At 74.0% G+C, this 24,582-nt stretch carries 22 protein-coding genes; 12 read left to right on the top strand and 10 right to left on the bottom strand.

What is annotated here, in order from left to right; translation table 11 throughout:
- Nucleotides 1-31 precede the first annotated feature (31 nt).
- From ACGFSC_RS25460 to ACGFSC_RS25435, 6 genes are read right to left on the bottom strand one after another with little or no spacing between them, the layout of a single operon-like run.
- Nucleotides 32-355, bottom strand: coding sequence for a multidrug efflux SMR transporter (locus ACGFSC_RS25460; RefSeq protein ID WP_359905424.1), 324 nt, complete (start codon nucleotides 353-355; stop codon nucleotides 32-34).
- A gap of 1 nt (nucleotide 356) precedes the next feature.
- Entirely contained in the window at nucleotides 357-1,115 is a 759-nt protein-coding gene (locus tag ACGFSC_RS25455) for an HAD family phosphatase (protein ID WP_359905427.1), read from the bottom strand.
- Nucleotides 1,116-1,175: 60 nt separating this feature from the next.
- Nucleotides 1,176-2,261, bottom strand: a complete 1,086-nt coding sequence (locus ACGFSC_RS25450; RefSeq protein WP_359905430.1) for an ABC transporter ATP-binding protein — start codon at nucleotides 2,259-2,261, stop codon at nucleotides 1,176-1,178.
- A gap of 21 nt (nucleotides 2,262-2,282) precedes the next feature.
- Complete coding sequence (locus ACGFSC_RS25445; RefSeq protein ID WP_359905433.1) at nucleotides 2,283-3,128, bottom strand: ABC transporter permease subunit; 846 nt, start codon at nucleotides 3,126-3,128, stop codon at nucleotides 2,283-2,285.
- Nucleotides 3,116-4,096, bottom strand: coding sequence for an ABC transporter permease subunit (locus tag ACGFSC_RS25440; RefSeq protein WP_359905435.1), 981 nt, complete (start codon nucleotides 4,094-4,096; stop codon nucleotides 3,116-3,118). Before ACGFSC_RS25440 ends, ACGFSC_RS25445 begins: the two co-directional genes overlap by 13 nt.
- Before the next feature lie 42 nt (nucleotides 4,097-4,138).
- Nucleotides 4,139-5,308: an ABC transporter substrate-binding protein gene (locus ACGFSC_RS25435; RefSeq protein ID WP_359905438.1), complete on the bottom strand. Its 1,170-nt coding sequence runs from the start codon at nucleotides 5,306-5,308 to the stop codon at nucleotides 4,139-4,141.
- A 341-nt stretch (nucleotides 5,309-5,649) separates the two neighbouring features.
- On the opposite strand from ACGFSC_RS25435, the gene ACGFSC_RS25430 reads away from it, so the two are divergent.
- A complete protein-coding gene (locus tag ACGFSC_RS25430) occupies nucleotides 5,650-6,480 on the top strand; it encodes a GntR family transcriptional regulator (RefSeq protein WP_359905441.1) in 831 nt (276 codons plus the stop codon).
- 134 nt (nucleotides 6,481-6,614) lie between these two features.
- Here the strand turns inward: ACGFSC_RS25430 and ACGFSC_RS25425 are convergent, their stop codons facing one another.
- Nucleotides 6,615-8,213 carry a TauD/TfdA family dioxygenase gene (locus ACGFSC_RS25425; protein ID WP_359905444.1) on the bottom strand — a complete coding sequence of 533 codons (1,599 nt, stop codon included), beginning with the start codon at nucleotides 8,211-8,213 and terminating at the stop codon, nucleotides 6,615-6,617.
- A gap of 258 nt (nucleotides 8,214-8,471) precedes the next feature.
- On the opposite strand from ACGFSC_RS25425, the gene ACGFSC_RS25420 reads away from it, so the two are divergent.
- Nucleotides 8,472-10,109, top strand: a complete 1,638-nt coding sequence (locus ACGFSC_RS25420; RefSeq protein ID WP_359905447.1) for an APC family permease — start codon at nucleotides 8,472-8,474, stop codon at nucleotides 10,107-10,109.
- A gap of 66 nt (nucleotides 10,110-10,175) precedes the next feature.
- Here the strand turns inward: ACGFSC_RS25420 and ACGFSC_RS25415 are convergent, their stop codons facing one another.
- On the bottom strand, nucleotides 10,176-11,261 hold the full coding sequence (locus ACGFSC_RS25415; RefSeq protein ID WP_359903453.1) for an aminotransferase class V-fold PLP-dependent enzyme: 1,086 nt from the start codon (nucleotides 11,259-11,261) through the stop codon (nucleotides 10,176-10,178).
- A 93-nt stretch (nucleotides 11,262-11,354) separates the two neighbouring features.
- Between ACGFSC_RS25415 and ACGFSC_RS25410 the strand changes: the two genes are divergently transcribed.
- From ACGFSC_RS25410 to ACGFSC_RS25380, 7 genes are all read left to right on the top strand, one after another.
- Entirely contained in the window at nucleotides 11,355-12,446 is a 1,092-nt protein-coding gene (locus ACGFSC_RS25410) for an amidohydrolase family protein (RefSeq protein WP_359903450.1), read from the top strand.
- A gap of 115 nt (nucleotides 12,447-12,561) precedes the next feature.
- The gene (locus ACGFSC_RS25405; protein WP_359903447.1) at nucleotides 12,562-13,239 is read left to right on the top strand and encodes a uracil-DNA glycosylase; all 678 of its coding nucleotides are present in this window, start codon (nucleotides 12,562-12,564) and stop codon (nucleotides 13,237-13,239) included.
- Nucleotides 13,240-13,365: 126 nt separating this feature from the next.
- Nucleotides 13,366-14,364: an SCO1860 family LAETG-anchored protein gene (locus tag ACGFSC_RS25400; protein ID WP_359903444.1), complete on the top strand. Its 999-nt coding sequence runs from the start codon at nucleotides 13,366-13,368 to the stop codon at nucleotides 14,362-14,364.
- 185 nt (nucleotides 14,365-14,549) lie between these two features.
- Nucleotides 14,550-15,572, top strand: coding sequence for a glutamine synthetase (gene glnII / locus ACGFSC_RS25395; RefSeq protein WP_359903441.1), 1,023 nt, complete (start codon nucleotides 14,550-14,552; stop codon nucleotides 15,570-15,572).
- Nucleotides 15,573-15,866: 294 nt separating this feature from the next.
- On the top strand, nucleotides 15,867-16,964 hold the full coding sequence (locus ACGFSC_RS25390) for an LLM class flavin-dependent oxidoreductase (RefSeq protein ID WP_359903438.1): 1,098 nt from the start codon (nucleotides 15,867-15,869) through the stop codon (nucleotides 16,962-16,964).
- Between the two features lie 152 nt (nucleotides 16,965-17,116).
- Complete coding sequence (locus ACGFSC_RS25385) at nucleotides 17,117-17,710, top strand: hypothetical protein (protein ID WP_359903435.1); 594 nt, start codon at nucleotides 17,117-17,119, stop codon at nucleotides 17,708-17,710.
- Between the two features lie 96 nt (nucleotides 17,711-17,806).
- Nucleotides 17,807-18,874 (top strand): cobalamin-independent methionine synthase II family protein, encoded by a 1,068-nt coding sequence (locus ACGFSC_RS25380; protein ID WP_359903432.1) that lies wholly within the window; start codon nucleotides 17,807-17,809, stop codon nucleotides 18,872-18,874.
- 175 nt (nucleotides 18,875-19,049) lie between these two features.
- On the opposite strand, the gene cobC is transcribed toward ACGFSC_RS25380, so the two are convergent.
- The gene (gene cobC, locus ACGFSC_RS25375) at nucleotides 19,050-20,096 is read right to left on the bottom strand and encodes an Rv2231c family pyridoxal phosphate-dependent protein CobC (protein ID WP_359903430.1); all 1,047 of its coding nucleotides are present in this window, start codon (nucleotides 20,094-20,096) and stop codon (nucleotides 19,050-19,052) included.
- A gap of 47 nt (nucleotides 20,097-20,143) precedes the next feature.
- Complete coding sequence (locus ACGFSC_RS25370; RefSeq protein ID WP_359903428.1) at nucleotides 20,144-20,686, bottom strand: cobalamin biosynthesis protein; 543 nt, start codon at nucleotides 20,684-20,686, stop codon at nucleotides 20,144-20,146.
- 373 nt (nucleotides 20,687-21,059) lie between these two features.
- Here ACGFSC_RS25370 and ACGFSC_RS25365 point away from each other — a divergent pair, with 373 nt between their 5' ends.
- From ACGFSC_RS25365 to ACGFSC_RS25355, 3 genes are all read left to right on the top strand, one after another.
- Nucleotides 21,060-22,505, top strand: coding sequence for an MFS transporter (locus ACGFSC_RS25365; protein WP_359903425.1), 1,446 nt, complete (start codon nucleotides 21,060-21,062; stop codon nucleotides 22,503-22,505).
- Nucleotides 22,502-23,533, top strand: a complete 1,032-nt coding sequence (locus ACGFSC_RS25360) for a TolB family protein (RefSeq protein WP_380354291.1) — start codon at nucleotides 22,502-22,504, stop codon at nucleotides 23,531-23,533. Before ACGFSC_RS25365 ends, ACGFSC_RS25360 begins: the two co-directional genes overlap by 4 nt.
- An 83-nt stretch (nucleotides 23,534-23,616) precedes the next feature.
- Entirely contained in the window at nucleotides 23,617-24,447 is an 831-nt protein-coding gene (locus ACGFSC_RS25355) for a hypothetical protein (RefSeq protein ID WP_359903423.1), read from the top strand.
- Nucleotides 24,448-24,582 lie beyond the last annotated feature (135 nt).

Genomic DNA, 24,582 nt, shown 5'->3' with positions numbered 1-24,582 from the left:
ATTCGGAAATTGACGGAGCGTCAGAACGGCGTCAGGAGTGTCCGCCCTTGAGGTTGAGCACGACCACCCCGACGATCACCAGCGCTATGCCCAGCCACTGGAGCCGCCCGAGCGACTCGCCGAAGGCGACCACGCCGATCCCGGCGACCGCCGCGGTGCCGGCCCCGGACCAGACCGCGTAGGCGACCGAGACCGGTATGTGCTTGAGCGCGCGGCCGAGCAGCACGAAGGAGAGCGCGTAGCCGATGCCGACGCCGAGGCTCGGCCAGAGCCGGGTGAACCCCTCGGTGAGCTTGAGGCAGCTGGTGGCGCAGACCTCGCTGACGATGGCGAGGGCGAGCAGGAGATAGGGCATGTCAGGGTCGAACCGCGCCGGGACCGGCGAGCTTCCCGAGCAGGGCGAGGTCGGCCTGCTCCAGGCTGGCGAGCAGGGTGATCCGCTCGCCCCGGGGCATCGGAACCGCGGTGGACGGCACGGCGAGCACGGCGCAGCCGGCCGCGGTGGCGGAGGTGACCCCGGTCGGGGTGTCCTCGACGGCGAGGCAGGCCGCCGGGTCCAGGCCGAGCCGCTCGGCGGCGGCGAGGTACGGGTCGGGCGCGGGCTTGGTGCGCTCGGTGTCCTCGGCGGCCAGGGTGACGGCGAACCAGTCCCGGCCGATGGCGGACAGCACCAGGTCCACCACCCGGCGCGGGGAGGCGGAGACCAGCGCGGTGGGCACCCGGGCGTCGCGCAGCGAGGCCAGCAGGGCCAGCGCGCCGGGGCGCGGAACCGTCTCGGCGGCGACCTTGCCGGCGAAGGACTCGCCGAGCCGGGCGGCGAGTTCGGCCTCGCCGAGCGTGGTGCCGCTGACCCTGTGCAGGTGGGCGGCGGTGTGCTCGATGGCCTGGCCGAGCACCTCGGGGGCGTCCTGGTCGGTGAGCGGGCGGTTCAGTTCCTCGGCGAGTTCGGCGGCGGCCTGCCACCACAGCTGCTCGGTGTCCACCAGGGTGCCGTCCATGTCGAAGAGGACGGCGGCGGGCAGGACGGCGGCGGGCAGGACGGCGGCGGGCAGCGCGGCGGCGGGCGGGGCGGAGTTCTCGGGCAGGACGGAGTCGGGCAGGGCGGAGTCAGGCATGGCGGTACCTTCGGTGGTTCTTCGGTGCCCCGGTGGACGGAGCAGGGAGGTACGAGGTTCTCAGGCGGTGCGGCGGTCCACCAGCACCGGGCGCTCCGGCAGGGTGAGCGCGGCCCGGGCGCCGGCCGGCAGGGCGGCGGCGGCCTCGGTGGGCAGGTCGGCCTTGACCTCGGTGCCGTCGTCCAGGCGGACGGTGAGCCGGGTGACGGCGCCCAGGAAGGAGGCGGTGACCACCAGCGCGGGGCCGTCCTCGGCCGGGGTCAGGGTGACGTTCTCCGGGCGGACCAGCACCTGGAGCTCGCCGTCGGCCGGGATCGCGCCGTCCACCGCGTGCCGGCGGCCGAGCACCTCGACGCCGTCCGAGGTGCGGGTGCACGGGATGCGGCTCATGGTGCCGACGAACTCGGCGACGAAGGCGGTGGCCGGCCGGCTGTACAGCTCGGACGGGACGGCGCACTGCTCCAGCCTGCCGGCCCGCAGCACCGCGACCCGGTCGGCCATCGACAGCGCCTCCTCCTGGTCGTGGGTGACGAACAGGGTGGTGATGCCCAGCTCCTGCTGGAGGCGGCGGATCTCGTCGCGCAGCTGGAGGCGGACCTTGGCGTCCAGCGCGGACAGCGGCTCGTCCAGCAGCAGGACGCGCGGCTGGAGGGCGAGCGCGCGGGCGAGCGCGATGCGCTGCTGCTGGCCGCCGGACATCTGGTGCGGGTAGTGGTCGGCGCGGTGCGGCAGGCCGACCAGCTCCAGCAGCTCCTGGGCCCGCTTGCGGCGCTCGGCCTTGCCGGTGCCGCGCATCCGCAGCCCGAAGGCGACGTTGTCCAGGGCGGTCAGGTGCGGGAAGAGGCTGTACGACTGGAACACCATGCCCGCGTCGCGCTTGTGCGCGGGGATCGCGGTGATGTCCCGGCCGTCGACCAGCACCTCGCCGGAGTCGTGCTGCTCGAAGCCGGCCAGGATGCGCAGCGCGGTGGTCTTGCCGCAGCCGGACGGGCCGAGCAGGGCGATCAGCTCGCCCGGGTGGACGGTCAGGTCCAGGCCGTCGAGGGCGGTGGTGGTGCCGAACGCGCGGCGCAGGGAGCGGAATTCGACGGTGGCGCTGCCGGGGGAGAGCGAGACGCCGTTGGCGATGGCGGTGGCCGTGGTCATGACTGGTGACTCCGGGGGGTTTCAGGAGGTGGCGGTCTTGGCGCGGCGCTCGCGCCCGGCGGTGGCCAGCAGGAGCAGCAGCAGCCAGGTGAGCAGCAGGCTCAGGATGGAGACCGCGACCGACATGTGGGCCTGGCTGTTGCCGACCGAGTAGATCCAGACCGGGAAGGGCTGGAAGCCGAGGATCGAGGCGGTGGTGAACTCGCCGAGGACCAGGGCCAGGGTGAGGAAGGAGGCGTTCAGCAGGGCCCCGCGCAGGTTGGGCAGGACCACGGTGAACACCGCGCGCGGCCAGCTCGCGCCGCAGTTGCGGGCGGCCTCGACCAGGGTGCGCACGTCCATCGAGCGCAGGCCGGCGTCCAGGGCGCGGTAGGCGAGCGGCAGGGCCATCAGCACGTAGGCGATGACCAGCACCAGCGGGAAGTCCGGGTCCTGGACGAACACGAAGGTCTGGAAGAACGGGGTGTCCATCAGGTAGTCCGGGCCCCAGCGCAGCACGCCGATGAGGCCGGCGGTCAGGGCGACCGGCGGGACGACCAGCGGCAGGGTGCAGAGCACGTCGATGACCGGGCGCAGCTTCGGCGAGCCGAGCCGGACGGCGATCAGCGCCGGGACGAGCAGGAGCAGCAGCACCACGACGGTGACCACGGCGAGGCCGAGGGTCAGCCAGAGGCTGTCCAGGAAGCCGGGGGCGGAGAGCAGTCCGGTGTAGGCGGAGAAGGAGATGCCCTTGGGCTCGTCGATCGAGAACCAGAAGGAGGCCGCGAGCGGGACGACGAAGTAGACGCCGGCGAGCAGCAGCACGGCACCGCGCCACCAGCGCACGTCGCGTCGGCCGGGGCGGGCGGGGGTGGTCAGCTGAGCCATCGGGCGCTCCGGCGCTGGAGGGGGAGGTACACGGCCATCACCAGGACGGCCACGACGATCATGTTGAGGCTGAGGGCGAGGGCGAGGTTGCCCTGGCCGACCAGCACGTTGCCGGAGAGCGCGTCCGCGATCGAGCGGCTGACCAGCGGGACGGTCGCGCCGACCATGGCGGCGGCCGTCGCGTAGGCGGCGAAGGCGCTGCCGAAGAGCAGCACGAAGCCGCCGAGCAGGGAGGGCAGCAGGATCGGCAGGGCGACGTGGAGCCAGTACTGGACGGTGGTGGCCCGGTTGTTCTGGGCCGCCTCGCGCCACTGGGTCCGCAGGCCGTCCAGGGCCGGGGTGATGGTGAGCACCATCAGCGGGACGAGGAAGTACAGGTAGACGACCGTCAGGCCGGTGAAGGAGTACAGCGACCAGCCGTGGTCGGTGAGGTGCAGCAGCCTGGTGATCTCACCGGCGTTGCCGAGGGTGGCGACGAACGCGAAGGCGAGCGGCAGGCCGCCGAAGTTGGCGAGCACGCCGGAGGCGGTGAGCACCGCCTGGCGCAGCCAGCCGCGCCGGGAGGTGACGACGGCCTGGGCGAGCGGTACGCCGAGCACGGTGGCGAGCAGCGCGGTCAGCGCGGAGAGCTTGAGGCTGCTCAGCATGGCCGTCCGGTAGCCGCCCTGGACGGAGGCCGTCAGGTTGTCGAAGGTGAACTGCCCGGCGCCGCTCTCCGCGTCGCTGGAGGTGGTGAACGCGCCGATCACGATGGCGACGCAGGGAAGTCCGAAGCCGATCAGGAAGAACAGCAGCAGCGGCACGGTGGCCAGCCAGGAGGCGCCGCCGAGGCGGGCGAGCGGCCGGCGCCGCGGGGCGGGGGCGGTGCTCGTGGGGGAGGTGGTCGTGGCGGTGGCGGACGCCCCCGCGCCGCCACCGGGGGAGGTGGCGGCGGGGGTGGTCGGCACCGGGGTGGGAGCCGTGGTCATGAGTGCCTTTTCTCAGCCCGAAGTGCGGTACGTGGCCGGGTGTCAGCCGGCGACGGCCTTGGTCCAGTTCTCGGTGACGACCTTCTTGGCCGCGTTGATCTGGTCGACGGTCGGGAAGGTGGTGAACGGCTTCTCGACGGCCGGCAGCTTGGCGGCGGCGGTGGCGTCCAGGGTGCCGTCCTTCTTCAGGGCCTCGAAGGTGGACGGGGTGGCGTAGCCGCCGAGGAAGAGGTTCTGGCCCTCGGTGCTGAACAGGTACTCCTGCCACAGGCGGGCGGCCGCCGGGTGCGGGGCCCACTTGTTGACGGCCTGGTTGTAGAACTGGGCGTAGGAGCCGTCGGTCGGGATGGAGACCTTCCAGTCGACGCCCTTGTCCTTGAACTCGTCGGTGTAACCGGCGTTCAGGTAGGACCAGTCGATCGAGATCGGGGTCTCGCCCTTCTCGATGGTGGCCGGGGTCGACTCGACCGGGTTGAAGTTGCCGGACTGCTTCAGCTTGCCGAAGAAGTCGATGCCGGGCTGGACGTTGTCCAGCGAACCGCCGTTGGCGAGCGCGGCCGCGTAGACGCCGCCGAAGGCGGAGCCGGACTTGGTCGGGTTGCCGTTGAGGGCGACCTGGCCCTTGTACTCGGGCTTGAGCAGGTCGGCGAAGGTCTTCGGGCAGTTGGCGATCTTCTTGGCGTCGCAGCCGATGGAGACGTAGCCGCCGTAGTCGTTGACGGCGGCGCCGTTCGCGTCCTTCATGGTGTCCGGCACCTTGTCGAAGGTGGCGACCTTGTAGGGGGCGAGGATGCCGTCCTTGACCGCCTGGAGGGCGAAGGCGCTGCCCAGGTCGACCACGTCGGGGGCGCGGTCCTGGCCCTTGCGGGAGTTGACCGCGTTGATCTCGTCCTGGCTGGAGCCGTCCGGGTTCTCCTCCTCGACCTCGATGCCGTACTTGGCCTTGAAGCCGTCGATGATCTTGCCGTAGTTCGCCCAGTCCCGGGGCAGCGTGATGACGTGCAGCTTGCCCTCCTTCTTGGCCGCGGCGATCAGGCCGTCCATGCCGCCGAAGTCGGCGGCCGAGGTGGCCGTCTTGGCGTCCTTGGCGCCGTCCTTGGCGGCGTCGCCGGACTTGGCGCTCGAACCGGCGGAGCCGCAGGCGGTGAGGGAGAGCGCGGCGGCGGTCAGTACGGCCGCGAAGGCGGCGGCGCGGGCGCGGTGCACGGTCACGGGGAAGTCTCCTGTTAAGGGGGCGTACTGCGAGGGGCGTTCGCGGGGGGTTCCGCGGGCCTGCGTCTCGCGAAGGGCGGCGGACCGGCCGGGTGAGCGATCGATCGACGTCGTCCGAGTTGACTAGCCAACTTCGCTGACAGCAGTAAGTACGCCGGAGGCCGGTGACGGGAAGGTGAACGGACGGCCCAGAACCGGGGTCGGCTGCGGGAACGGTGGAATCCGGCCATCGGAGCGTGAACCGTTCGGTGCGATGCTTCGAAGGCGCAGCGGGATAAGGTCGGGCTGTCCGCGCCGGTACGGCTGCGCAGGACACCGCCCCAGGAGGGACATTGACTGACGTGGCAACTGAGCCCCAGCGCCCCGGGGCCGAGGGGCGCCCGGCCGCCGGGGACCACTCGGCCGCCGCGGAGCCCGCGGCCGAGCGCCCCGGCGCGCTGTACCGGAAGGTCGCCGCCGACCTGCGCGAGGCGATCACCACCGGCGCCTACGGCGAGGCCGGCCGGCTGCCCGCCGAGGGCGCGCTGGCCGAGCAGTACGGCGTCTCCCGCGGCACCGTCCGCCAGGCCCTCGCGGTGCTGCGCTCCGACGGACTGGTCACCTCCCGGCGCGGCACCCGCCGGGTGGTCCTCGGCGGCGCCCGGGTGCAGAGCTTCTCCGAACTCCTCAGCTTCACGCACTGGGCGTACTCGATGGGCGAGGAGCCCGGCGGCATCCTGGACTCGCTGGTGCGCCGCCCGGCCGACGCCGCCGAGCGCGAGCAACTGCGCCTGGAGCCGGGCGCCGAGGTGTACGTCATCGTCCGGCTGCGGACGCTGTCCGGCACGCCGGTGATGGTCGAGCGCACCGTGTACCCGCCGCGGGTCGGCGAGATCGTCGCCGAGCTGCCGCCGGACGTGGTCTCGCACACCGAAGTGCTGCGCGAGCACGGCATCCTGTTCACCGACGCCGACCACACCATCGACGTCGTCCCGGCCAACGCCGAGGACGCCCGGCTGCTCGGCTGCCGCCGGGGCGGTCCGCTGCTGCGCGAGCGGCGGCGCACGACCGACCCGACGGGCACGCCGGTGGAGTGGTCCCAGGACCGCTACCTGCCGGGGACGGTGGCGTTCAGCGTGCACAACTCCCTGGCCACCTCGGCGCTTTCGCGGCACGCGCGGGAGCTGGACTGAGCCCCTCGCGCGTGCCGCCCGGGCGTCCCCGGCGCGGGGGCGTCACCGTGCGGGCGTCCTGACGGCGTGAGCAGTGAGCGCCCGCACGGCGTGAGTGCCCGCACGGCGTGAGCGCCCTCAGCGCGTGAGCGCCCTCACCGCATGAGGGCGGCGAGCAGCGGGCGGTAGTGCTCGAAGCCGGGCGTCGGGGCGCCCGCCACCTTCGCCCGCTCGTCCCAGCGCCGCACCGCCACCGCGTCCCGCGCGCCCGGGAGTTCGGCGAAGGCGGCGGCCCGGCGCTCGTCCATCGGGCCGCCCTGGACGCCCAGCGTGTACTCGGAGGCCGCGGAGAGCCGCTCCCGGTACCCGGGCTCGACCGCGCACAGGTAGCGCTTGGCGGCCACGTGCAGCCGGACCGGCTCGGTGACCTCCGGGCCGAACCAGCGGGCCAGCCAGTCGGCCCCGGAGTCGCTGTGGCGATTGTCCTGACCCTTCATCAGATCCCTTCCGTGCGCGGATCCCTGGCCGTGCTCGTCGAAGAAGTGGCCGACGTCGTGCAGCAGCGCGGCGGCGACCAGGTGCGCCGGCGCCCCGGCGGCCTCGGCGGCGGCGGCGGCCTGGAGCATGTGCTCGGCCATGGTGACCTCCTCGCCCAGGTACTCCCCGGCGCCCTCGCCCGCGAACAGGGCGGCGATCGCGTCCAGCGCGGCGGCACGGCGGCGCAGCACCGCGAGGGTGCTGTGCAGGGAGTCGAGGTCGGCGTAGCAGCCCTGGAGGTGGCGGTGGCCGTCCTGCCGGAAGGCCGTCCGGGCGTGCATCAGGCGGGTGTTGTCGAAGATCAGGCAGTCGCCGGGGCCGAGGCGGAAGGTGAGCCGGAGCCCGGGGCGCAGGGTGATCGCGGCGAAGCGGCGGTAGGCGGCGTAGAAGGCGTTCAGGCCGTCCGGGGCGCCGGCCCGGACGGTGCCTATCGAGCGGTTGTTGAACCTGACCTCGCGGATCCGGCCCAGCGGGTCCACGTCGATCAGCGGGCGGTCGGCGCGCAGTTCGGTGCCCCGGTCGCGGAAGACGAACGGGACGGGCGTACGGGTGAGGACCTCGAACGCGGCCGGCGCCTCCTCCCGGAGGAGCGCCGCGGCCTTGAACCCGTCCACCAGTCCGGAGTCGCCGCCGGTCGCCGAGTTCTCCAGGCAGTGCAGCAGCTGGAGCGTCGGCACCGGGTCCCGGTACGGGTTGTCGGTGTGCGGGGCGATGGCGACGCTGGTGAAGGCGAGGTTGTTCGGGTCCGGCTCGACCCGGACGTCGAACAGCTCCCCGTAGTTGGTGACCCGTACGTGGCCGAAGCTCTCCGCCACCCGCAGCACCTGCCGCTCGACGGCCGGCACCCCGCGCAGCACGGCGAAGCCGTCGTCCCGTACGGCGGCCAGCACCGCGGCCCGCTCGGCCGGGTCGGCCAGGTAGGCCTCCCACCGCGCCTGCGGGAGGCCGGACGCGAAGTCCGCCGCCGTCCAGAGCCGCTTGCCCCGCTCAGTGCGCCTGTCGCCCTCGTCGGCCCGGTCGAGCCACTCCAGCGGGTAGCGGGAGCTGTGGCCGTCCGACCAGCGCACCTCCAGGTGTCCGTCGGCCTCCGCGCTCCCGGCGACCGCCAGGTCCTCGGGCAGGTCGTCGATCTGGAACAGCTTCTGTCCGTTGCACGGGTCCCGGCACTCGGCGCACGGGCAGTTGTCGCGCAGCCAGTACGGCGGCAGTTCGGTCATCGGTCTTCTCCTCGGCGGCACTACGGCTGTCGTATGGGCTGAAGTTGTATAGCCAACTTCAAGCACTGTCCGGGAGCCTGCCTGCCGCCGGTGAGTTCCACGTGCCGGGCGGGTGAACGCTTCGGAAACTGTGCCGGCGGGCGGTTCCCGCGGGCTGTTCGGGTGAGGGGCGCGGGGTGCGGGGCGTTTCGGGGAGGGGAGGCGCCCGGGCTGGGGCACTGTCGGAGGAATTCCTCCTGCTTCGAGAGGCGATCGGCCATGGCCCATTCCTCATCCAATCCGCCCGGCTCGGGGCACACCGGGCTGCGGCGCGAGGTCGGCGTCATCGGACTGCTCTGGGCCTCGGTCGGGGCGATCATCGGCTCCGGCTGGCTCTTCGGGGCGCAGAAGGCGGCGGTGGCCGCCGGGCCGGCGGCGCTGCTGTCCTGGGGCATCGGCGCGGTGGCGATCATCCTGCTGGCGCTGGTCCACGCCGAGCTGGGCGGGCTGTTCCCGGTGGCGGGCGGGACGGCGCGCTACCCGCACTACGCCTTCGGCGGGTTCGCCGGGATGTCCTTCGGCTGGTTCACCTGGCTGCAGGCCGCGACCATCGCGCCGATCGAGGTGCAGGCGATGATCAACTACGCCCAGCACTGGAGCTGGGCGGACGGCCTGCTGAACAAGAACCTGACCCTGACCGGCTGGGGATTCGTCGTCGCGGCCGCCCTGCTCGGAGTCTTCGTCGCGGTCAACTTCCTCGGCGTGCGGCTGCTCGCCCACACCAACAGCGCGGCCACCGTGTGGAAGGTCGCCATCCCGGTGCTGACCATCTTCGCGCTCGGCCTCACCGAGTTCCACGGCTCCAACTTCGACGTGCACGGCTTCGCGCCGGACGGCGCCAAGGGCGTGCTCACCGCGATCAGCAGCAGCGGGGTGATCTTCGCGCTGCTCGGCTTCGAACAGGCCATCCAGTGGGCCGGGGAGAGCCGCAACCCGCGCCGGGACATCCCCCGCGCGGTGCTCGGCTCGGTGGTGGTCGGCACCATCGTCTACGTGATGCTCCAGGTGGTGTTCATCGGCGCACTGCCGCCGGAGACCTTCGCCCAGGGCTGGAGCACCCTCGACTACCCCGGGATCAGCGGACCGTTCGCCGGCCTGGCGACCCTGATCGGCCTGGGCTGGCTGGCCACCGTGCTGTTCATCGACGCGGTCATCTCGCCGGCCGGCACCGGGCTGGTCTACATCACCTCCAGCTCCCGGGTCACCTACGGCCTGAGCCGCAACGGCTACGCGCCGCAGGTGCTGCAGTCCACCGACAAGCGCGCGGTGCCCTGGCTGGGCCTGCTCATCGCCTGGGTGGCCGGGGTGATCTGCTTCCTGCCCTTCCCGAGCTGGCAGCGGCTGGTCGGCTTCATCACCTCGGCGGTGGTGCTGATGTACGCGGGCGCCCCGCTGGCCTTCGGGGTGCTGCGCAAGCGGCTGCCGAAGATGGAGCGCTCGTACCACCTGCCCGGCGGCTCGGTGATCTCGCCGCTGGCCTTCGTGGTGGCGAGCCTGGTCATCTACTGGTCCGGTTGGGACACCCTGTGGCGCCTGGGCCTGGCGATCGTGATCGGCTACGCGCTGCTCGGCGGGTACTCCTGGTACGCGCGCTCCAAGGGGCTGCCGAACGCGCCCCGGATGGACTTCCGGGCCGGGCAGTGGCTGCCGGTCTACCTGCTCGGCATGGGCCTGATCTCCTGGCAGGGCACCTTCGGCGCGGGCGCCAAGGGGAACCTGCCGCTGTGGTGGGACATCGTGGTCGTGGTGGTGTTCTCGCTGGTCGTCTACTACTGGGCGCTGGCGATCGCGCTGCCGACGGAGGAGATCGAGCGGAACATCCGCGGCGTCGAGGTGGTGGACGTCAACGGGCACTGAGCCCGGGCACGGCCGCGGCCCCCGCAGGACGTCCTGCGGGGGCCGCGGCCGTGGGAGCCCGGTCGCTCAGGCCCGGACGGTCGCGCTCCAGGCGGCCTCGGCGGCGGCCAGGGCGGGCGCCGGGTCGGCGTCCGTCGCCCCGGCCAGGGCCGACAGGCAGGCGCGGACGGTGTCCAGCGCGGCCGCCCGCCCGTAGTGGTTGACCCGCAGCATCGAGCCGGCCAGGGCGCCGCCGCCCGGCTGGACGGGCAGGGCCGGGTCGAGGCGGGCGGCGAGGGCGGTCGCGTCGACGCCGTCCGGGGTGCGCAGGGTGGTGGCGACCGGGGCCGCGTGGGCGTCCTCGACGACGTACGGGGCCAGGGTGCCGAGCGCGCGGACGCCGGCCCGGGTGGCGGCCGAGGCGGCCCGGTGGCGGGCGATCACGGCCGGCAGGCCGTCGGCGGCGATCCGGTCCAGGCAGGCGCCGAGCGCGAGCATCTCCAGCTGGGCCGGGGCGTGCGGCAGCACCGCGCGGCCGGCGTCGGTCCAGCGCTCCTTCCAGTCGAGCAGCGAGAGGTAGGAGCGGCGCGGGGCGGCCGGGTTGGCGGCGATCCGCTCCCAGGCGCGCGCGGAGACGGAGACGGCGGAGACCCCGGCCGGGCCGCCCATCGCCTTCTGGCCGCCGATGACGCACAGGTCGACGCCCCACTCGTCGGTGAGCAGCGGCTCGGCGGCGACGGAGGCGACCGCGTCGAGCATCAGCAGCGCGCCGTGCTCGCGGACCACGGCACCGATCCCGGCGACCGGGTTGGTGTTGCCGGTCGCGGCCTCGGCGTGCACCAGGGAGACGAAGTCGATCTCCGGGTGGGCGTCGAGGGCCTCGGCCACCTGCTCGGCGCTCACCGCGCTGTCGAAGGGCACGGCCAGGTCGACGACCTTCGCCCCGCAGGAGCGCAGCCAGTTGCCGAAGGTCTGCCCGTACGGGCCGGTGACGATGTTGAGGGCGGTCGAGCCGGGGTGCGCGGCGCCGCGGATCGCGGCCTCCAGGGGGAGGAGCGCCTCGCCCTGGGTGACGATCACATCGGCCTCGGTGTGCAGCAGCGCGGCCACCCGGTCCTCGATCGCCGCGAACTCGGCGGCGCTGAGCGGGGGCAGGTCGAGGAAGGGACTCACGTCTTGATCGCCTTTCGCGGGGGTGGGGTGCGGAAACGAGTCTGCCGCATCATGACTGCTTACACGGAACCCGCCCGTCGGTAGAGTGCGGCCATGAGCGATGGCGCGGTGCTGCACGTGCGGGGTCGGGTGCTGGTCGGTCCGCAGGACGTCCGGGACGAACTCTGGGTGGTGGACGGCCGGGTGAGCCTCACCCGCCCGCCGACCGCCGGGGACGTGCGGACGGTGGACGGCTGGGTGCTGCCCGGCCTGGTGGACGCGCACTGCCACGTCGGCCTGGACGCGCACGGCGCGGTGGACGCCGCGACCAGCGAGAAGCAGGCGCTCACCGACCGGGACGCCGGCACCCTGCTGATCCGCGACGCCGGCTCGGCCGCCGACACCCGGTGGATCGACGAGCGCGAGGACCTGCCCCGGATCATCCGGGCCGGGCGGCACATCGCCCGCACCCGCCGCTACATCCGCAACTACGCGCACGAGATCGAACCCGGCGACCTGGCCGCCTACGTGCGGGCCGAGGCCCGGCGCGGGGACGGCTGGGTGAAGCTGGTCGGCGACTGGATCGACCGCGAGCGCGGCGACCTCGCCGCCTGCTGGCCCGGCGACGCGCTGGCCGAGGCGATCGCGGCGGCGCACGAGGAGGGTGCCCGGGTCACCGCGCACTGCTTCTCCGCCGAGTCGCTGCCGGACCTGCTGGCGGCCGGGATCGACTGCGTCGAGCACGCCACCGGGCTGACCGAGGAGCTGATCCCGGCCTTCGCCGAGCGCGGGGTGGCGATCGTGCCGACGCTGGTCAACATCGCCACCTTCCCGGACCTCGCGGCCGGCGGCGAGGCCAAGTTCCCGGCCTGGTCGGCGCACATGCGGCGGCTGCACGAGCGCCGGTACGACACCGTGGGCGCCGCGCACGACGCCGGCATCCCGGTGTTCGTCGGGACGGACGCGGGCGGCTCGCTGGCGCACGGGCTGGTCGCGGACGAGGTGGCGGAGCTGGTGAAGGCGGGGCTGAGCCCGGCGCAGGCGCTGTCGGCGGCGAGCTGGGGAGCGCGCGAGTGGCTGGGGCGGCCGGGGCTGGAGGAGGGCGCGCCGGCGGACTTCGTGGTGTACGCGCAGGATCCGCGGGCGGACGTCCGGGTGCTCGCGGACCCGCGGCTGGTGGTGCTGCGGGGGCGGCCGGTCGGGTAGGCCCGCGGTGTCCTCGGCCGGGCCGAGGACACCGCCCGTGGACCCCGTCGACCTGCCTCGATCCCATGATCATCCGCTGAAGGCGCTGTCGGCGTAGGCCGATAGGGTGGCGACCATGGCACCGCGTCCACTGAACGAGATCGTCGAGCCCGGCTGGGCCACCGCCCTGGAACCCGTCGCCGGACGGGTCGCCGCGATGGGCGACTTCCTGCGCGCCGAACTGGCCGCAGGCCGAACCTACCTGCCCTCCGGCCCGAACGTGCTGCGGGCCTTCCAACAGCCCTTCGCCGACGTGCGGGTGCTGATCGTCGGGCAGGACCCCTACCCGACGCCCGGCCACGCCGTCGGGCTCAGCTTCTCGGTGGCGCCGGAGGTGCGGCCGATCCCGGCGAGCCTGATCAACATCTACCGGGAGTACGGCACCGACCTGGGCCTGCCGCAGCCGTCCAACGGGGACCTCACCCCGTGGACGCAGCAGGGCGTGCTGCTGCTCAACCGCGTGCTCACCGTGCAGCCGCGCAAGAGCGGCCAGCACCGCGGCAAGGGCTGGGAGGCGGTCACCGAGCAGGCGATCCGGGCGCTGGTGGCACGCGGCGGCCCGTTGGTGGCGATCCTGTGGGGGAGCGACGCCCGCAACCTGCGCCCGCTGCTGGGCAACGTCCCGTCGGTGGAGTCGGTCCACCCCAGCCCGATGTCGGCCGACCGCGGCTTCTTCGGTTCGCGGCCGTTCAGCCGGGCGAACGAGCTGCTGGTGCGGCAGGGGGCGCAGCCGGTGGACTGGCGGCTGCCGTAGCAGAACTGGGTCAGCGCAGAACGCCAATCTCACTCCAACGAGTGAAATGACTTTCTGTGTTACTCATGTGACGGATTGTTCGAGAAGACTGGCGGCTCATCGTTTCATCTGTGTGGGGGTATCGCCATGTCTTCTCGCCGAATCGTTTCCGCCGCCGCGGCCACCGCCGTGGTGGCGAGCACCCTGCTCACCGCCGCGCCCGTCCACGCGGCCGAGCCCGCCCCGTCACCCGGCAAGGCGCGCGCCGTCACCGCCGAACTCGACCTGGACGTCAGCCTGTTGAACAAGGCGGTGGACGTCCCGGTGAACATCGCGCTGAACAAGGTGGAGTCGCCGGCGCAGCGCGACGGATCGATCCTGACGGCCACGGTGGCCGGGGTCGACCAGACCGGCCCGGTCGAGCTCGTCAAGGCCGACATCGGCAAGTCGGTGACCAGGGTCGACGCCAGGGGCGCCACCGCCTCCGTCAAGCTGGTCAACGCCGACGTGCACGCCCCCGGGCTGCCCACCACCGCGCTGCTCGGCCTGGAGGCGATGAGTGCCGAGGCGACCTGTCCGGTCGACGGGCAGCCGACCGCCGACGTGGTCGCGCCGGTCAAGCTCAGCGTGCTCGGCAAGCCCGTCACCGTCGGCGTGTACGGCCCGACCAAGGTGGACGTGCCGCTGGTCGGCAGCGTCTCGGTGGAGTTCTCCAAGAAGACCGTCACCACGACCACCGCCGCCGCCTCCGCCCTGGAGGTGCAGGTGGAGGTGAACCCGCTCAACCTGAACGTCGCCAAGGTCACCGGGAAGGTCACCGTCGCCTCGGTGAGCTGTGAGAAGCCCTCCGCGCCCTCGACCGCCCCGACCGCCCCGACCGCCCCGACCACCCCGACCGGCCCGGCCACCACGGGTACCGCGGGCACCGCGCCCGCCGCTCAGCCGGTCGCCGACACCACCACCTCGCGGGCCGCCGGTCCGCAGGCCGCGGTGGAGAAGTCGGAGAAGGCGGAGAAGCTGGCCGCCACCGGCGGCAGCAGTGCCACCGGCCCGCTCGCCGCGGGGGCCGCCGCCCTGGTCGCGGGCGGGGCGGCCGCGCTGTGGGCCACCCGGCGCCGTCGCGCCGCGCACGCCCGTCGTCACTGACCATGTCCGTGCCGTCACCGACGGCACCCGGAACGGCGGGAGTGCCACCCCCGGCACTCCCGCACCGTGACCGTGCCAATGCGGACGGTTGGTTCACATGCGCGTTACACGAGAGGAACAACCGGGAAACGGCGGCTTGCAACGCTACGCGGGCACCCACCACCCAGCAATGCGAGGGACACGACGTGGCAATCAAGGCCGAGTACATCTGGATCGACGGCACCAAGCCGACCGCGAAGCTCCGTTCCAAGACTCGCGTCCTGCCCAACGCCGACAAGATCCCCACCTGGGGCTTCGACGGTTCCTCGACCAGCCAGGCCGAGGGCCACGCCTCGGACCGCGTGCTGGACCCGGTGCGGGTGGTGCCGGACCCGATCCGCGGCGGCGACAACATCCTGGTCCTCTGCGAGGTCCTGGAGACGGACGGCACCCCGCACGTCTCCAACACCCGCGCCCTGCTGCGCGAGGTCGCCGAGAAGTACGCCGCGCAGGAGTCGATCTTCGGCATCGAGCAGGAGTACACCTTCTTCAAGGGCTCCCGCCCGCTCGGCTTCCCGGAGGGCGGCTTCCCGGCCCCGCAGGGCGGCTACTACTGCGGCGTCGGCGCCGAGGAGGTCTTCGGCCGCGAGATCGTCGAGCTGCACCTGGACCGCTGCATCGACGCCGGCCTGGCCATCTGCGGCATCAACGCCGAGGTCATGCCCGGCCAGTGGGAGTTCCAGATCGGCCCGGTCGACGCGCTGACCGTCTCCGACGACATGTGGATCGCCCGCTACCTGCTGTACCGCACCGCCGAGGAGTTCGGCATCGACGCCACCCTGGACGCCAAGCCGGCCCGGGGCGACTGGAACGGTGCGGGCGCCCACACCAACTTCTCCACCAAGGCGATGCGCGAGGGCTACGACGCCATCATCACCGCCTGCGAGTCGCTCGGCGCCTCCCAGGAGAAGGTGTTGGAGCACGTCAGCCAGTACGGCGACGACATCCAGTCCCGCCTCACCGGCAAGCACGAGACCGCCCCGTGGAACGTCTACAGCTACGGCGTCTCCGACCGCGGCGCCTCCGTGCGCATCCCGTGGCAGGTCGAGGTGGACAAGAAGGGCTACATCGAGGACCGCCGCCCGAACGCCAACGTCGACCCCTACGTCGTCACCCGCCTCCTGATCAACACCTGCTGCGCGGCCCTGGAGAAGGCCGGCCAGGTCTGATCCACCGCCGTACCCGGCCACCCGTACCACGTCACGCCCGCAGGCCCCCTCCCGGTGCAGGAGGGGGCCCGCGGGCGTTGCGGCGTCGGGGTGTCCGGGGGCGGGGCCGGGAGTCCGGGGGCTTGATCGGGGTGGGGGAGACGCGGAGAATCGGGGCATGACTGCTCCGGGCCGCCCCCTTCTCGTGCGCAGGCTGCACGTGGACCTGGGGCGGGTGTGGGCGGACGGGTGTCGCCGCGAGTGGGTTCCGACAACCGACCGCAGGCAGCACCGGCCCCAGGAGTGTGTCCGTCCATGGCTCTCACCTTCCACTGGTTCCTCCCCACCAACGGCGACAGCCGGCTGATCGTCGGCGGCGGGCACGGCTCCACGCCCGGCGCCGCCGGGTCGGACCGGCCACCGGGCATCGGCTACCTCGGCCAGATCGCCCGCAGCGCCGAGCAGTTGGGCTTCGAGGGCGTGCTCACGCCGACCGGGGCCTGGTGCGAGGACGCCTGGCTGACCACCGCGATGCTGAGCCAGGTGACCGAGCGGCTGAAGTACCTGGTGGCGTTCCGGCCCGGGCAGATCAGCCCGACGCTGGCCGCGCAGATGGCCGCGACCTACCAACGGCACTCCGGCGGGCGGCTGTTGCTCAACGTGGTGACCGGCGGGGAGTCCGCCGAGCAGCGCGCCTTCGGGGACTTCCTGGACAAGGACGCCCGGTACGCGCGGACCGGGGAGTTCCTGGACATCACCCGACGGCTCTGGGCGGGGGAGGCGGTCGACCACCACGGGCCGCACCTGCGGGTCGAGGGCGCGCGGCTGAACCGGCTGCCGGACCCGGTGCCGGCGGTGTACTTCGGCGGCTCCTCCCCGGCCGCCGGCGACGTCGCGGCCCGGTACGCGGACGTCTACCTGACCTGGGGCGAGCCGCCCGCCCAGGTCCGGGAGAAGATCCGCTGGATCCGCGAACTGGCCGCCGCCCGGGGCCGGACCGTCCGGTTCGGCATCCGCCTGCACGTGATCACCCGGGACACCGCCGCGCAGGCCTGGGCGGAGACCGAACGGCTGCTCGCCGCGATGGACCCGGCCCGGGTGCGGCAGACCCAACGGGCGCTCGCCGAGAGCGAGTCGGAGGGCCAGCGCCGGATGCTCGCGCTGCACGGCGGCTCCGCACAGCGGCTGGAGGTGTACCCCGGCCTCTGGGCCGGCATCGGCCTGCTGCGCGGCGGCGCCGGGACGGCACTGGTGGGCAGCCACCGGGAGGTCGCGGACCTGATCTGCGAGTACCACGCGCTGGGCATCGACGAGTTCGTGCTGAGCGGAATGCCGCACCTGGAGGAGGCGTACTGGTTCGGGGAGGGCGTGCTCCCGCTGCTCGCCGCCCGCAACCTGTGGGACCGCCCGTGACGCCGGGGGCCGGCGCGGGCCGGGCGGTGCGGCCGGGACGCCCCGGGGCTCCGCCCGGCCGATCGCGGCCGGGACACCCAGGGGCTCCGCCCGACCGATCGCGGCCGGCAAATCGCTGGTCAAGCGCCCTCGCCGGACCGAGAATTCATGGCATGACCCAGCAGCCCCTGCTCCTGCTCGACGTGGACGGACCGCTCAATCCCTACGCCGCGCCGAAGCGGAGGCCCGAGGGCTACGCCACCCACCGGCTGCGCCCCTCCTGGTGGGTGGCGAAGCAGGAGCACCTGGCGGCGGTCCAGGCCCGGCAGGCGACCCGCGCCAAGCACGCCAAGCCGCCCGCCGTCCGGGTCAAGCCGCTGCGGGTCTGGCTCAACCCCTCCCACGGCGAGGCGCTGCTGGCGCTGCCGTACGAACTGGTGTGGGCCACCGGCTGGATGGGCGAGGCGAACACCCACATAGGCCCGCACATCGGCCTGCCCGAACTGCCGTACATCCGCTGGTCCGACCTGTTCGGGGTAAACGCGGACGGGCTGCACTGGAAGACCAGGGACGTGGTCGCCTGGGCCGCCGGGCGCCCGTTCGTCTGGGTGGACGACGAACTCGGCCCGCAGGACGAGGAGTGGATCGCCGCCCACCATCCCGGGCGGGCGCTGGCCCTGCACGTCAACCCCCGGATCGGCCTGCTGGCCGAGGACTTCGCCACGCTACGGGATTGGGCGGAGGGGTGTGCCGTTCCGGGGGCGTGAACGCAGAAGGGTGGGGCGCGCGGAGTGTGAACGCTCGGGCGGAATGCGCCGTGCGCCCCGTTGTGCTCGGGGCGCCGCCCTTTCTACCGTCCCGTCATGACCATTCTCACGGAGCCCATCGGCAGCATCCCCCGGCCGAGCACCCTGCTCAATGCCCTGACCGAACACGCCGAAGGGCGGCTGTCCGACGCCGACCTGAAGAAGCTCCAGGACGAGGCCACCGCCGACACCCTGGCCAGGCTGGTGGAGCTCGGCTGCCCAGTCCTGGTGGACGGCGAGCAGGCCAAGCCGAGCTTCGTCACGTACCCCCTCGCCGGGCTGACCTCCCTCGCCGGGGACGGCGCCGTCATCCCCTTCGCCGACGGGCACACCCGGCAGCTGCCGCGGCTGACCGCCGGGCCCTTCCGGTACCGCGTCCGTGCCGAGACCTATCTGCGCGAAGCCCTGCGCCACACCTCGCAGCCCGTCAAGCAGGCCGTCATCGCACCCTCCGCGCTCAGCCTGCTCTACCCGGCCGACGGCATCGACGGGTACTCGCGCGAGAACTTCCTGAAGGACCTGGCCGACGAGGCCGAGGCCGACATCCGCGGCTGCCTGGACGCGGGCGCCCACGTCGTCCAACTCGACTTCACCGAGGCCCGGTTGTCGCTCAAGCTGGACCCGTCGGGCAGCCTGCTGGACGACTTCGTGGCCCTCAACAACCAGGTGCTCGACCGGTTCACCGAGGAGGAGCGGGCCCGCCTCGGCGTGCACACCTGCCCGGGCGGGGACCAGGACTCCACCCACAGCCTGGACGTCGACTACGCCGAGCTGCTGCCGAAGCTCTTCCGGCTCAAGGTCGGCAACTTCTACGTGCAGCTGGCGAGCGAGGCCGACCCCGACCGCGTGCTCGCCGTCATCGCGGATCAACTCCGCCCCGGAATCCGGGTGTTCGTCGGGGTGACCGACCCGATCGACCCCAGGGTGGAGAGCCCGGAGGAGGTGCGCGACCGGGTGCTGGCCGCGGCCCGGCACATCCCGGTCGACCAGCTCGGCACGACCGACGACTGCGGATTCTCGCCGTTCGCCGACGACGCCTCCACCTCGCGGGACACCGCTTTCGCCAAGATCGCGGCGCGGGTGAAGGGCACCGCCATGGCGGCGGAGGCGCTCGGGCTCCAGTAGCGCTCGTCGCGTCGGTGCGGGCTGAGCTGTTTGCGCGTCGGGCCGGCCGGCCGCCTGGCCGTCCGTTCGTCAGTTCGGCTGCCCGTCCGCCCGTCCGCCCGTCCGGCCTGATGGGCGGACGGGCGCGGCGGACGGGCAGGCGGCGGGCGGCCGGAGGGCGCCGGTGTCGCGCCGGTCAGGCCGAACCGAGCACTGCCTCAAGGGCGTTGAGGAATCGGTCGATGGTCTCCTCGTCCCGGACGGCGATCCGCAGCCACTCCTCGCCCAGCCCCGGGAAGGTGTCCCCGCGCCGGACGGCGAAGCCGTGCTCGCGCAACCGCTGCCGGACGGTCGCCGCATCCGGCAACCGGACCAGGACGAAGGAAGCGGCCGGCTCGCCGTGCAGCCGCACCGACGGGAAGGCGGCCAGGCCCTTCACCAAGTGCTCGCGCCGGAGCGCCAGTTCGGCCGCGGCCAGCTCGGCCTCGGCGAGCGCCGCCGGGCCACTGCACACCTCGGCGGCGGCCAGTGCCGGGGTGGAGACCGGCCAGAGCGGCTGGGCGGCGCCGAGGTCGGCGATCAGCGGGGCGGGCCCGAGCACATAGCCGATCCGCAGTCCGGCCAGCCCCCAGGTCTTGGTGAGGCTGCGCAGCACGACGACCCGGCCGGGCAGATCCCGGACGGAGGCGAGGGACTCCCGCTCGCCCGGCACGGTGTCCATGAACGCCTCGTCCACCACCAGGGTGCGCCCGGGTCGGGCCAGTGCGGCGACGGCCTCGGCGGGGTGCAGCACGGAGGTCGGGTTGGTCGGATTGCCGAGGACGACCAGGTCCGCCTCCTCGGGGACGGCGCCCAGCCGGAACCCGTCCTCGGGGGAGAGCAGCACCCGGTGCACCCGGTGCCCGGCGTCCCGCAGGGCCGCCTCCGGTTCGGTGAACTGCGGGTGCACCACGACGATGTGACGTGAAGTCAGAACCCTTGCCAGCAGGACGAAGGCCTCCGCTGCCCCCGAGGTGAGCAGCACCTCCTCGACCGGGCGGGCGTGCCGGGCGGCCACCGCGGCGCGAGCGGCGCTCTGGTCGGGGTAGGCGGCGAGGTCGCCGAGGGTGGCCGCGAGGTGCTCGCGCAGCCATGCCGGGGGAGTGCCGGTGCGGACGTTGACGGCGAGGTCGACCAGGCCGAGCCCGTCGGCGCGCACCTCGGCGTCGCCGTGGTGGCGCAGGTCGGGTTCGGGGGCGGTCACGCGGGGTCTCCTTGCGGGTGCTTCGGGTTTCGGGCGGCTCGGGTGGCTCAGGTGGTTCGGCCGGTGCCGGTCGGGGCTGGTGGTGCCGGCTGTGCGGCCGGTGTCGGTGTCGGTGCCGGCGTCGGGGTCGGTGCCGGGGTCGGTGGCGGCGGGTCCGCGTCCACGTCGAGCGGCGCGAGGTGTCCGCGCGCCGCCGTCCGGGCGATCGCGACCGTGGCCCGCGCCGACTTCCGCTTGGTGACCACGAGCCGGCCGCCCGGCGCGCTCGCCAGTGCCGCCGCCTCGGCCACGCTTGCGGTGCCGACAGCCGTACCGACGGTGGCGGAGGGGTTCGGCACCGGCACGCCCGCCAGTACCTCGGGCGGGTGCTCGTCCACGGGCACCCCGGCGAGGTGGTCGGCCGCCCAGCGCACCGCCGGGTGGTCCGCCCTGCCCGTCACGGTGGCCAGCCGGGCCACGGCGGATGGCGTCAGGCCGGTCTCCCGGAGGGTGTCCGTGAGCAGTCGCAGGACCTCGGTCCGTTCGGCGCCGCTGCTCGCGCCGATCCCCACCACCAGAGTGCGGGGGGCGCCGGCGACCGGTTCGCTCACGTGCCGCACCTTTCGTCCCGAACTCCGGTGATCCCACCACGCCCGGCCGGAACGGGTCAATCGCGGTGGGTGTGACGTCCGACGCCGGTCCTCCGTCGGTGCCGGGTCCGCCGTCCGCGCCGTCCGCCCCGGGTCCGCCGCGGCGCGGCAGCTGTTCGCCTGTTCTTCATCTGCGTTGTGCGGTACACGACACCACGGCGCTCCTACTGTTCTCGGCGCTCCCGCCCAGGAATCCCCGACCTCCGGAGGACCCCATGGCCTTCGCACGACTGCGCGCCCCCGGAACCCTCGCCCCCGGCGGCCGCCCCCGGCCCCGTCCCCGGCCGCGCTCCGCGGGCGCCGTCGGCCGCACCGGAATCCGGAACTGACGGCCGTGTACGTCGCGGACTCGCGCAGCTCGAAGGCCCCCGCCGCGCCGACCCCCGACGGCCCGTCCCCCGCCGCGCCGGCCACCGCCGGGCCGGCCGCGGGCCCGGTGCGGCGGGCCGCCGTGCCCGGGGCGGTGGTCGCCCTCGGTGCGGTCAGCCTGGTCACCGACATCTCCTCGGAGATGGTCACCGCCGTCCTCCCGCTCTACCTGCTCACCGGTCTCGGCCTCTCCCCGCTCGGCTTCGGTCTGCTCGACGGCATCCAGAACGGCTTCAGCGCACTGGTCCGGCTGGTCGGCGGCCACCTCTCCGACCGCCGCGGCCGCGACGGCGCGGCCCGCCACAAGACCGTCGCGGCCGTCGGGTACGGGCTGTCCGCGCTGTGCCGGCCGCTGCTGCTGTTCGTCCACACCGTGCCGCTGATCGGCGCCGTGATCGCCGTCGACCGCACCGGCAAGGGCCTGCGCACCGCCCCCCGGGATGCGATGATCTCGCTCGCCACCGAACCCGCCCACCGCGGCCGGGCGTTCGGGGTGCACCGGGCGATGGACACGGCCGGCGCCCTGCTCGGGCCGCTCACCGCGTTCCTGGTGCTGCGGCTGGCCGGCGGCCCGCTGCTCGCCGATGGCGGCGAGCGGCACGGCTACGACGCGGTGTTCGCGGTCAGCGCGTGCGTCGCGGCGCTCGGGGTGCTGATCCTGCTGCTGTTCGTGCCGAACCGGCAGCAGGGTGACGACTTGTCGACTTCCGCCCCCTCGCTGCGCGACAGCCTCACCCTGCTGCGGCTGCCGGGGCTGCGCCGGCTGACGCTCTGCGCCGTCCTGCTCGGCCTCACCACCGTCAGCGACTCCTTCCTCTACCTGCTCGTCCAGCGCCGGCTGGACCTGCCCGTCGGCCTCTTCCCGCTGCTGCCGCTGGGCACCGCCGCCGCCTTCCTGCTGCTCGCCGTCCCGCTCGGCGCGCTCGCCGACCGGATCGGCCGCCACCGGCTCTTCCTCGCCGGGCACGGGGTGCTGCTGCTCGCGTACGGGCTGCTGCTGTCACCGCTGCGCGGGCTGCCGGCGGTGCTCTGCGTGCTGGTGCTGCACGGGACCTTCTACGCGGCCACCGACGGCGTGCTCGCCGCCGCGGCCGCCGACGCCGTACCCGCCGAGCAGCGCGGCGCCGGGCTCGCCCTGGTCGGCACCGGACAGGCGCTGGCCCGGTTCGCCTGCTCGCTGCTGTTCGGCGCGCTGTGGGGGGTGGTCGGCGGCCCGGCGGCGCTGGGCTGGTCGGCGGGGGCGCTGGGGCTGTGCGTGCTCGGCGCGGCGGCGGTGCTGCGCCCGTCCGGACCCGCCGCGGGGCCGGCCGGGCCCGTCACGGGGCGGCCCGGGCCCGCCGCCGGTCAGCCCGTCCCCGTTGCGGAGCAGCCCGGACCCGTCGCCGCGAAGACCCCGGAGGAGACCCGATGAACCTGCGGAACCGCACCAGGATGATCATCCTGCTGGTCGCCGTCGTGCTGCTCGGCGCGGTCGGCACCGGGGCCGTGCTCAACGCCGCCGACCGCACCGCCCGCCGGGACCAGGCCCAGCCCGGCGGGCCGTCCGTCACGCCCGGCCCGGTGTCACTACAGGTGCAGTCCGGCGGACGACAGCTGTTGTTCCGCAACATGGCCTGGGGCCCGCACCGGGACGAGATCACCTCCGTCGCCGCTGATCGGCCCGACGGCCCGCGCACCGCCTCCGGCGTCCAGTGCCTGCGCTTCCACGCCGCCGCCGGCACCGGCATCTGCCTCCAGGCCCAGCACGGCGCGCTGGAGGACACCTACCGCGCCGTCGTCCTGGACGACCACCTGCGCGAGCTCCGCTCGTTCCCGGCGGCCGGCATCCCCACCCGCTCCCGGGTCTCCCCGTCCGGGCACCTCGCCGCCTGGACGGTCTTCGTCAGCGGCGACTCGTACGCGGGCAGCGACTTCTCCACCCGCACCTCGATCGTGGACGTCCGGGACTGGAACCTGCGGGAGAACCTGGAGGACTTCTCGGTCGTCCTGGACGGCCACCCGTACCAGGCGCACGACATCAACATCTGGGGCGTCACCTTCGCCGACGACACCACCTTCTACGCCACCCTCGCCAGCGCCGGGCGGACCCACCTCGTCCGCGGCGACCTCGCCGCCCGCACCCTCACCACCCTGCACGACAACGTCGAGTGCCCCTCGCTCTCCCCGGACGGCACCCGCGTCGCGTACAAGAAGCGCGCTCCCGGCCTGCCCGCCGACGCCCCGTGGCGGCTGTACGTGCTCGACCTCGCCACCATGACCGAGACCGCCACCGCCGAGCAGCGCAACATCGACGACCAGGCGCTCTGGTCCGGCGGGGGCACCCTGGTCTACGCCCTGCCCGGCGACTACGGCGCCGACCTGTGGACCGTCCCGGCGGACGGTTCGGGCAGCGCGCAGCCGGTCACCAGGGCTGCGGTCGCCCCCGCCTACCTGGGCTGAGGAACTCTCGGCTACGGTCCCACGTCGAGCAGAGTGCGACGTCCTGATCAGGCGTCCTGAACGAACGGGGGAGCGAGACAACCGTGGACGGCATTCCACCCGAGCGCACGGTGACCGACTCCTGGCCCGCGCTGCACGGCCGCCCGGTCCTGCGGCGCACCGTCGCCGTCGGGCTGGTGCTCTGCGTGTCCGTCGCCGCCGCCCTCGTGGTGCGCGGCGTCAACGCGCTCACCGCCGGCGGCACCGGCCGCGAGACCGACCGCGACCGCGCCGAACGCCTGGCCGGCCTGCACCCGTCCCAGCATCCCGGCGTCGGCCGCTTCTACGTCCCGGTCGGCGCCGTCTACACCCACACCTCCGGCGGCGCCCCGGTCGCCTACCTGCACTACCGCCTCGGCGGCGGCAGGGCCCCCGGCCTCGGTGACTTCCTCAGTGCCTACGACCTCCCCTCGCCCGGGCCGGCCGCCCCGCTCCCGGCCGACCTGCTCGCCGCCCTCGGCGGCGACGAGCCGGCCGAGGCCCCGGAGCTCCCCGAGTCCGCTCCGACGCCCGCGCCCGGCCCGTCCGCCACCGCCGACCCCGCCGCCGTGCCCACCGAGAGCCCGTCCCCGGACGCCGAGCCCACCGGCCCGGCCGGGCCCTCCGACCCGACCGCCGCCGCCCCGGACCCCGGCGACCCCGATGCCGACCCCGAGGACCCCACCGTCGAACCGGCCCCCGCGGCCGCCCCGGACGAGCCCACCCCCGACGACCCCGCCCCCGCCCCGCTCCCCACCCCGACCTGGACCCCCACCCCCACCCCGACCCCCACCGACCTCCCCACCCACGCCCCCACCGCCCGCCGCATCTACGTCGCCACCATCCCCGGCGGCCTGCCCGGCGCCGCCGACATCTACATCCGCGCCACCGGCTGACCCGCCGCCCGGGGGCCGGGTTCCGCCGTCCGCGCGGCCCGTCCGTCGTCGCTCGCCGCCCGCCGAACACGCCTGCGCCCCGCCGGGACGGCGGGGCGCAGGCGTTCAGGGAGATGCCGGCCTGGGGGAGGAGCC

It is taken from the genome of Kitasatospora sp. NPDC048715, from assembly GCF_043198905.1.
Taxonomy (GTDB): domain Bacteria; phylum Actinomycetota; class Actinomycetes; order Streptomycetales; family Streptomycetaceae; genus Kitasatospora; species Kitasatospora lactacystinica.
Note: the sequence above shows the minus strand (reverse complement) of the source record. Positions and strands in the feature narration are given on the sequence as shown.

Coding starts and splice junctions, on each gene's coding strand:
- ACGFSC_RS25440 (WP_359905435.1), bottom strand. CDS start 4,096: ATGACCACGGCTCCCACCCCGGTGCCGACCACCCCCGCCGCCACCTCC.
- ACGFSC_RS25405 (WP_359903447.1), top strand. CDS start 12,562: ATGGCACCGCGTCCACTGAACGAGATCGTCGAGCCCGGCTGGGCCACC.
- ACGFSC_RS25400 (WP_359903444.1), top strand. CDS start 13,366: ATGTCTTCTCGCCGAATCGTTTCCGCCGCCGCGGCCACCGCCGTGGTG.
- ACGFSC_RS25410 (WP_359903450.1), top strand. CDS start 11,355: ATGAGCGATGGCGCGGTGCTGCACGTGCGGGGTCGGGTGCTGGTCGGT.
- ACGFSC_RS25455 (WP_359905427.1), bottom strand. CDS start 1,115: ATGCCTGACTCCGCCCTGCCCGACTCCGTCCTGCCCGAGAACTCCGCC.
- ACGFSC_RS25420 (WP_359905447.1), top strand. CDS start 8,472: ATGGCCCATTCCTCATCCAATCCGCCCGGCTCGGGGCACACCGGGCTG.
- ACGFSC_RS25385 (WP_359903435.1), top strand. CDS start 17,117: ATGACCCAGCAGCCCCTGCTCCTGCTCGACGTGGACGGACCGCTCAAT.
- ACGFSC_RS25450 (WP_359905430.1), bottom strand. CDS start 2,261: ATGACCACGGCCACCGCCATCGCCAACGGCGTCTCGCTCTCCCCCGGC.
- ACGFSC_RS25460 (WP_359905424.1), bottom strand. CDS start 355: ATGCCCTATCTCCTGCTCGCCCTCGCCATCGTCAGCGAGGTCTGCGCC.
- ACGFSC_RS25380 (WP_359903432.1), top strand. CDS start 17,807: ATGACCATTCTCACGGAGCCCATCGGCAGCATCCCCCGGCCGAGCACC.
- ACGFSC_RS25445 (WP_359905433.1), bottom strand. CDS start 3,128: ATGGCTCAGCTGACCACCCCCGCCCGCCCCGGCCGACGCGACGTGCGC.
- ACGFSC_RS25390 (WP_359903438.1), top strand. CDS start 15,867: ATGGCTCTCACCTTCCACTGGTTCCTCCCCACCAACGGCGACAGCCGG.
- ACGFSC_RS25425 (WP_359905444.1), bottom strand. CDS start 8,213: ATGACCGAACTGCCGCCGTACTGGCTGCGCGACAACTGCCCGTGCGCC.
- ACGFSC_RS25360 (WP_380354291.1), top strand. CDS start 22,502: ATGAACCTGCGGAACCGCACCAGGATGATCATCCTGCTGGTCGCCGTC.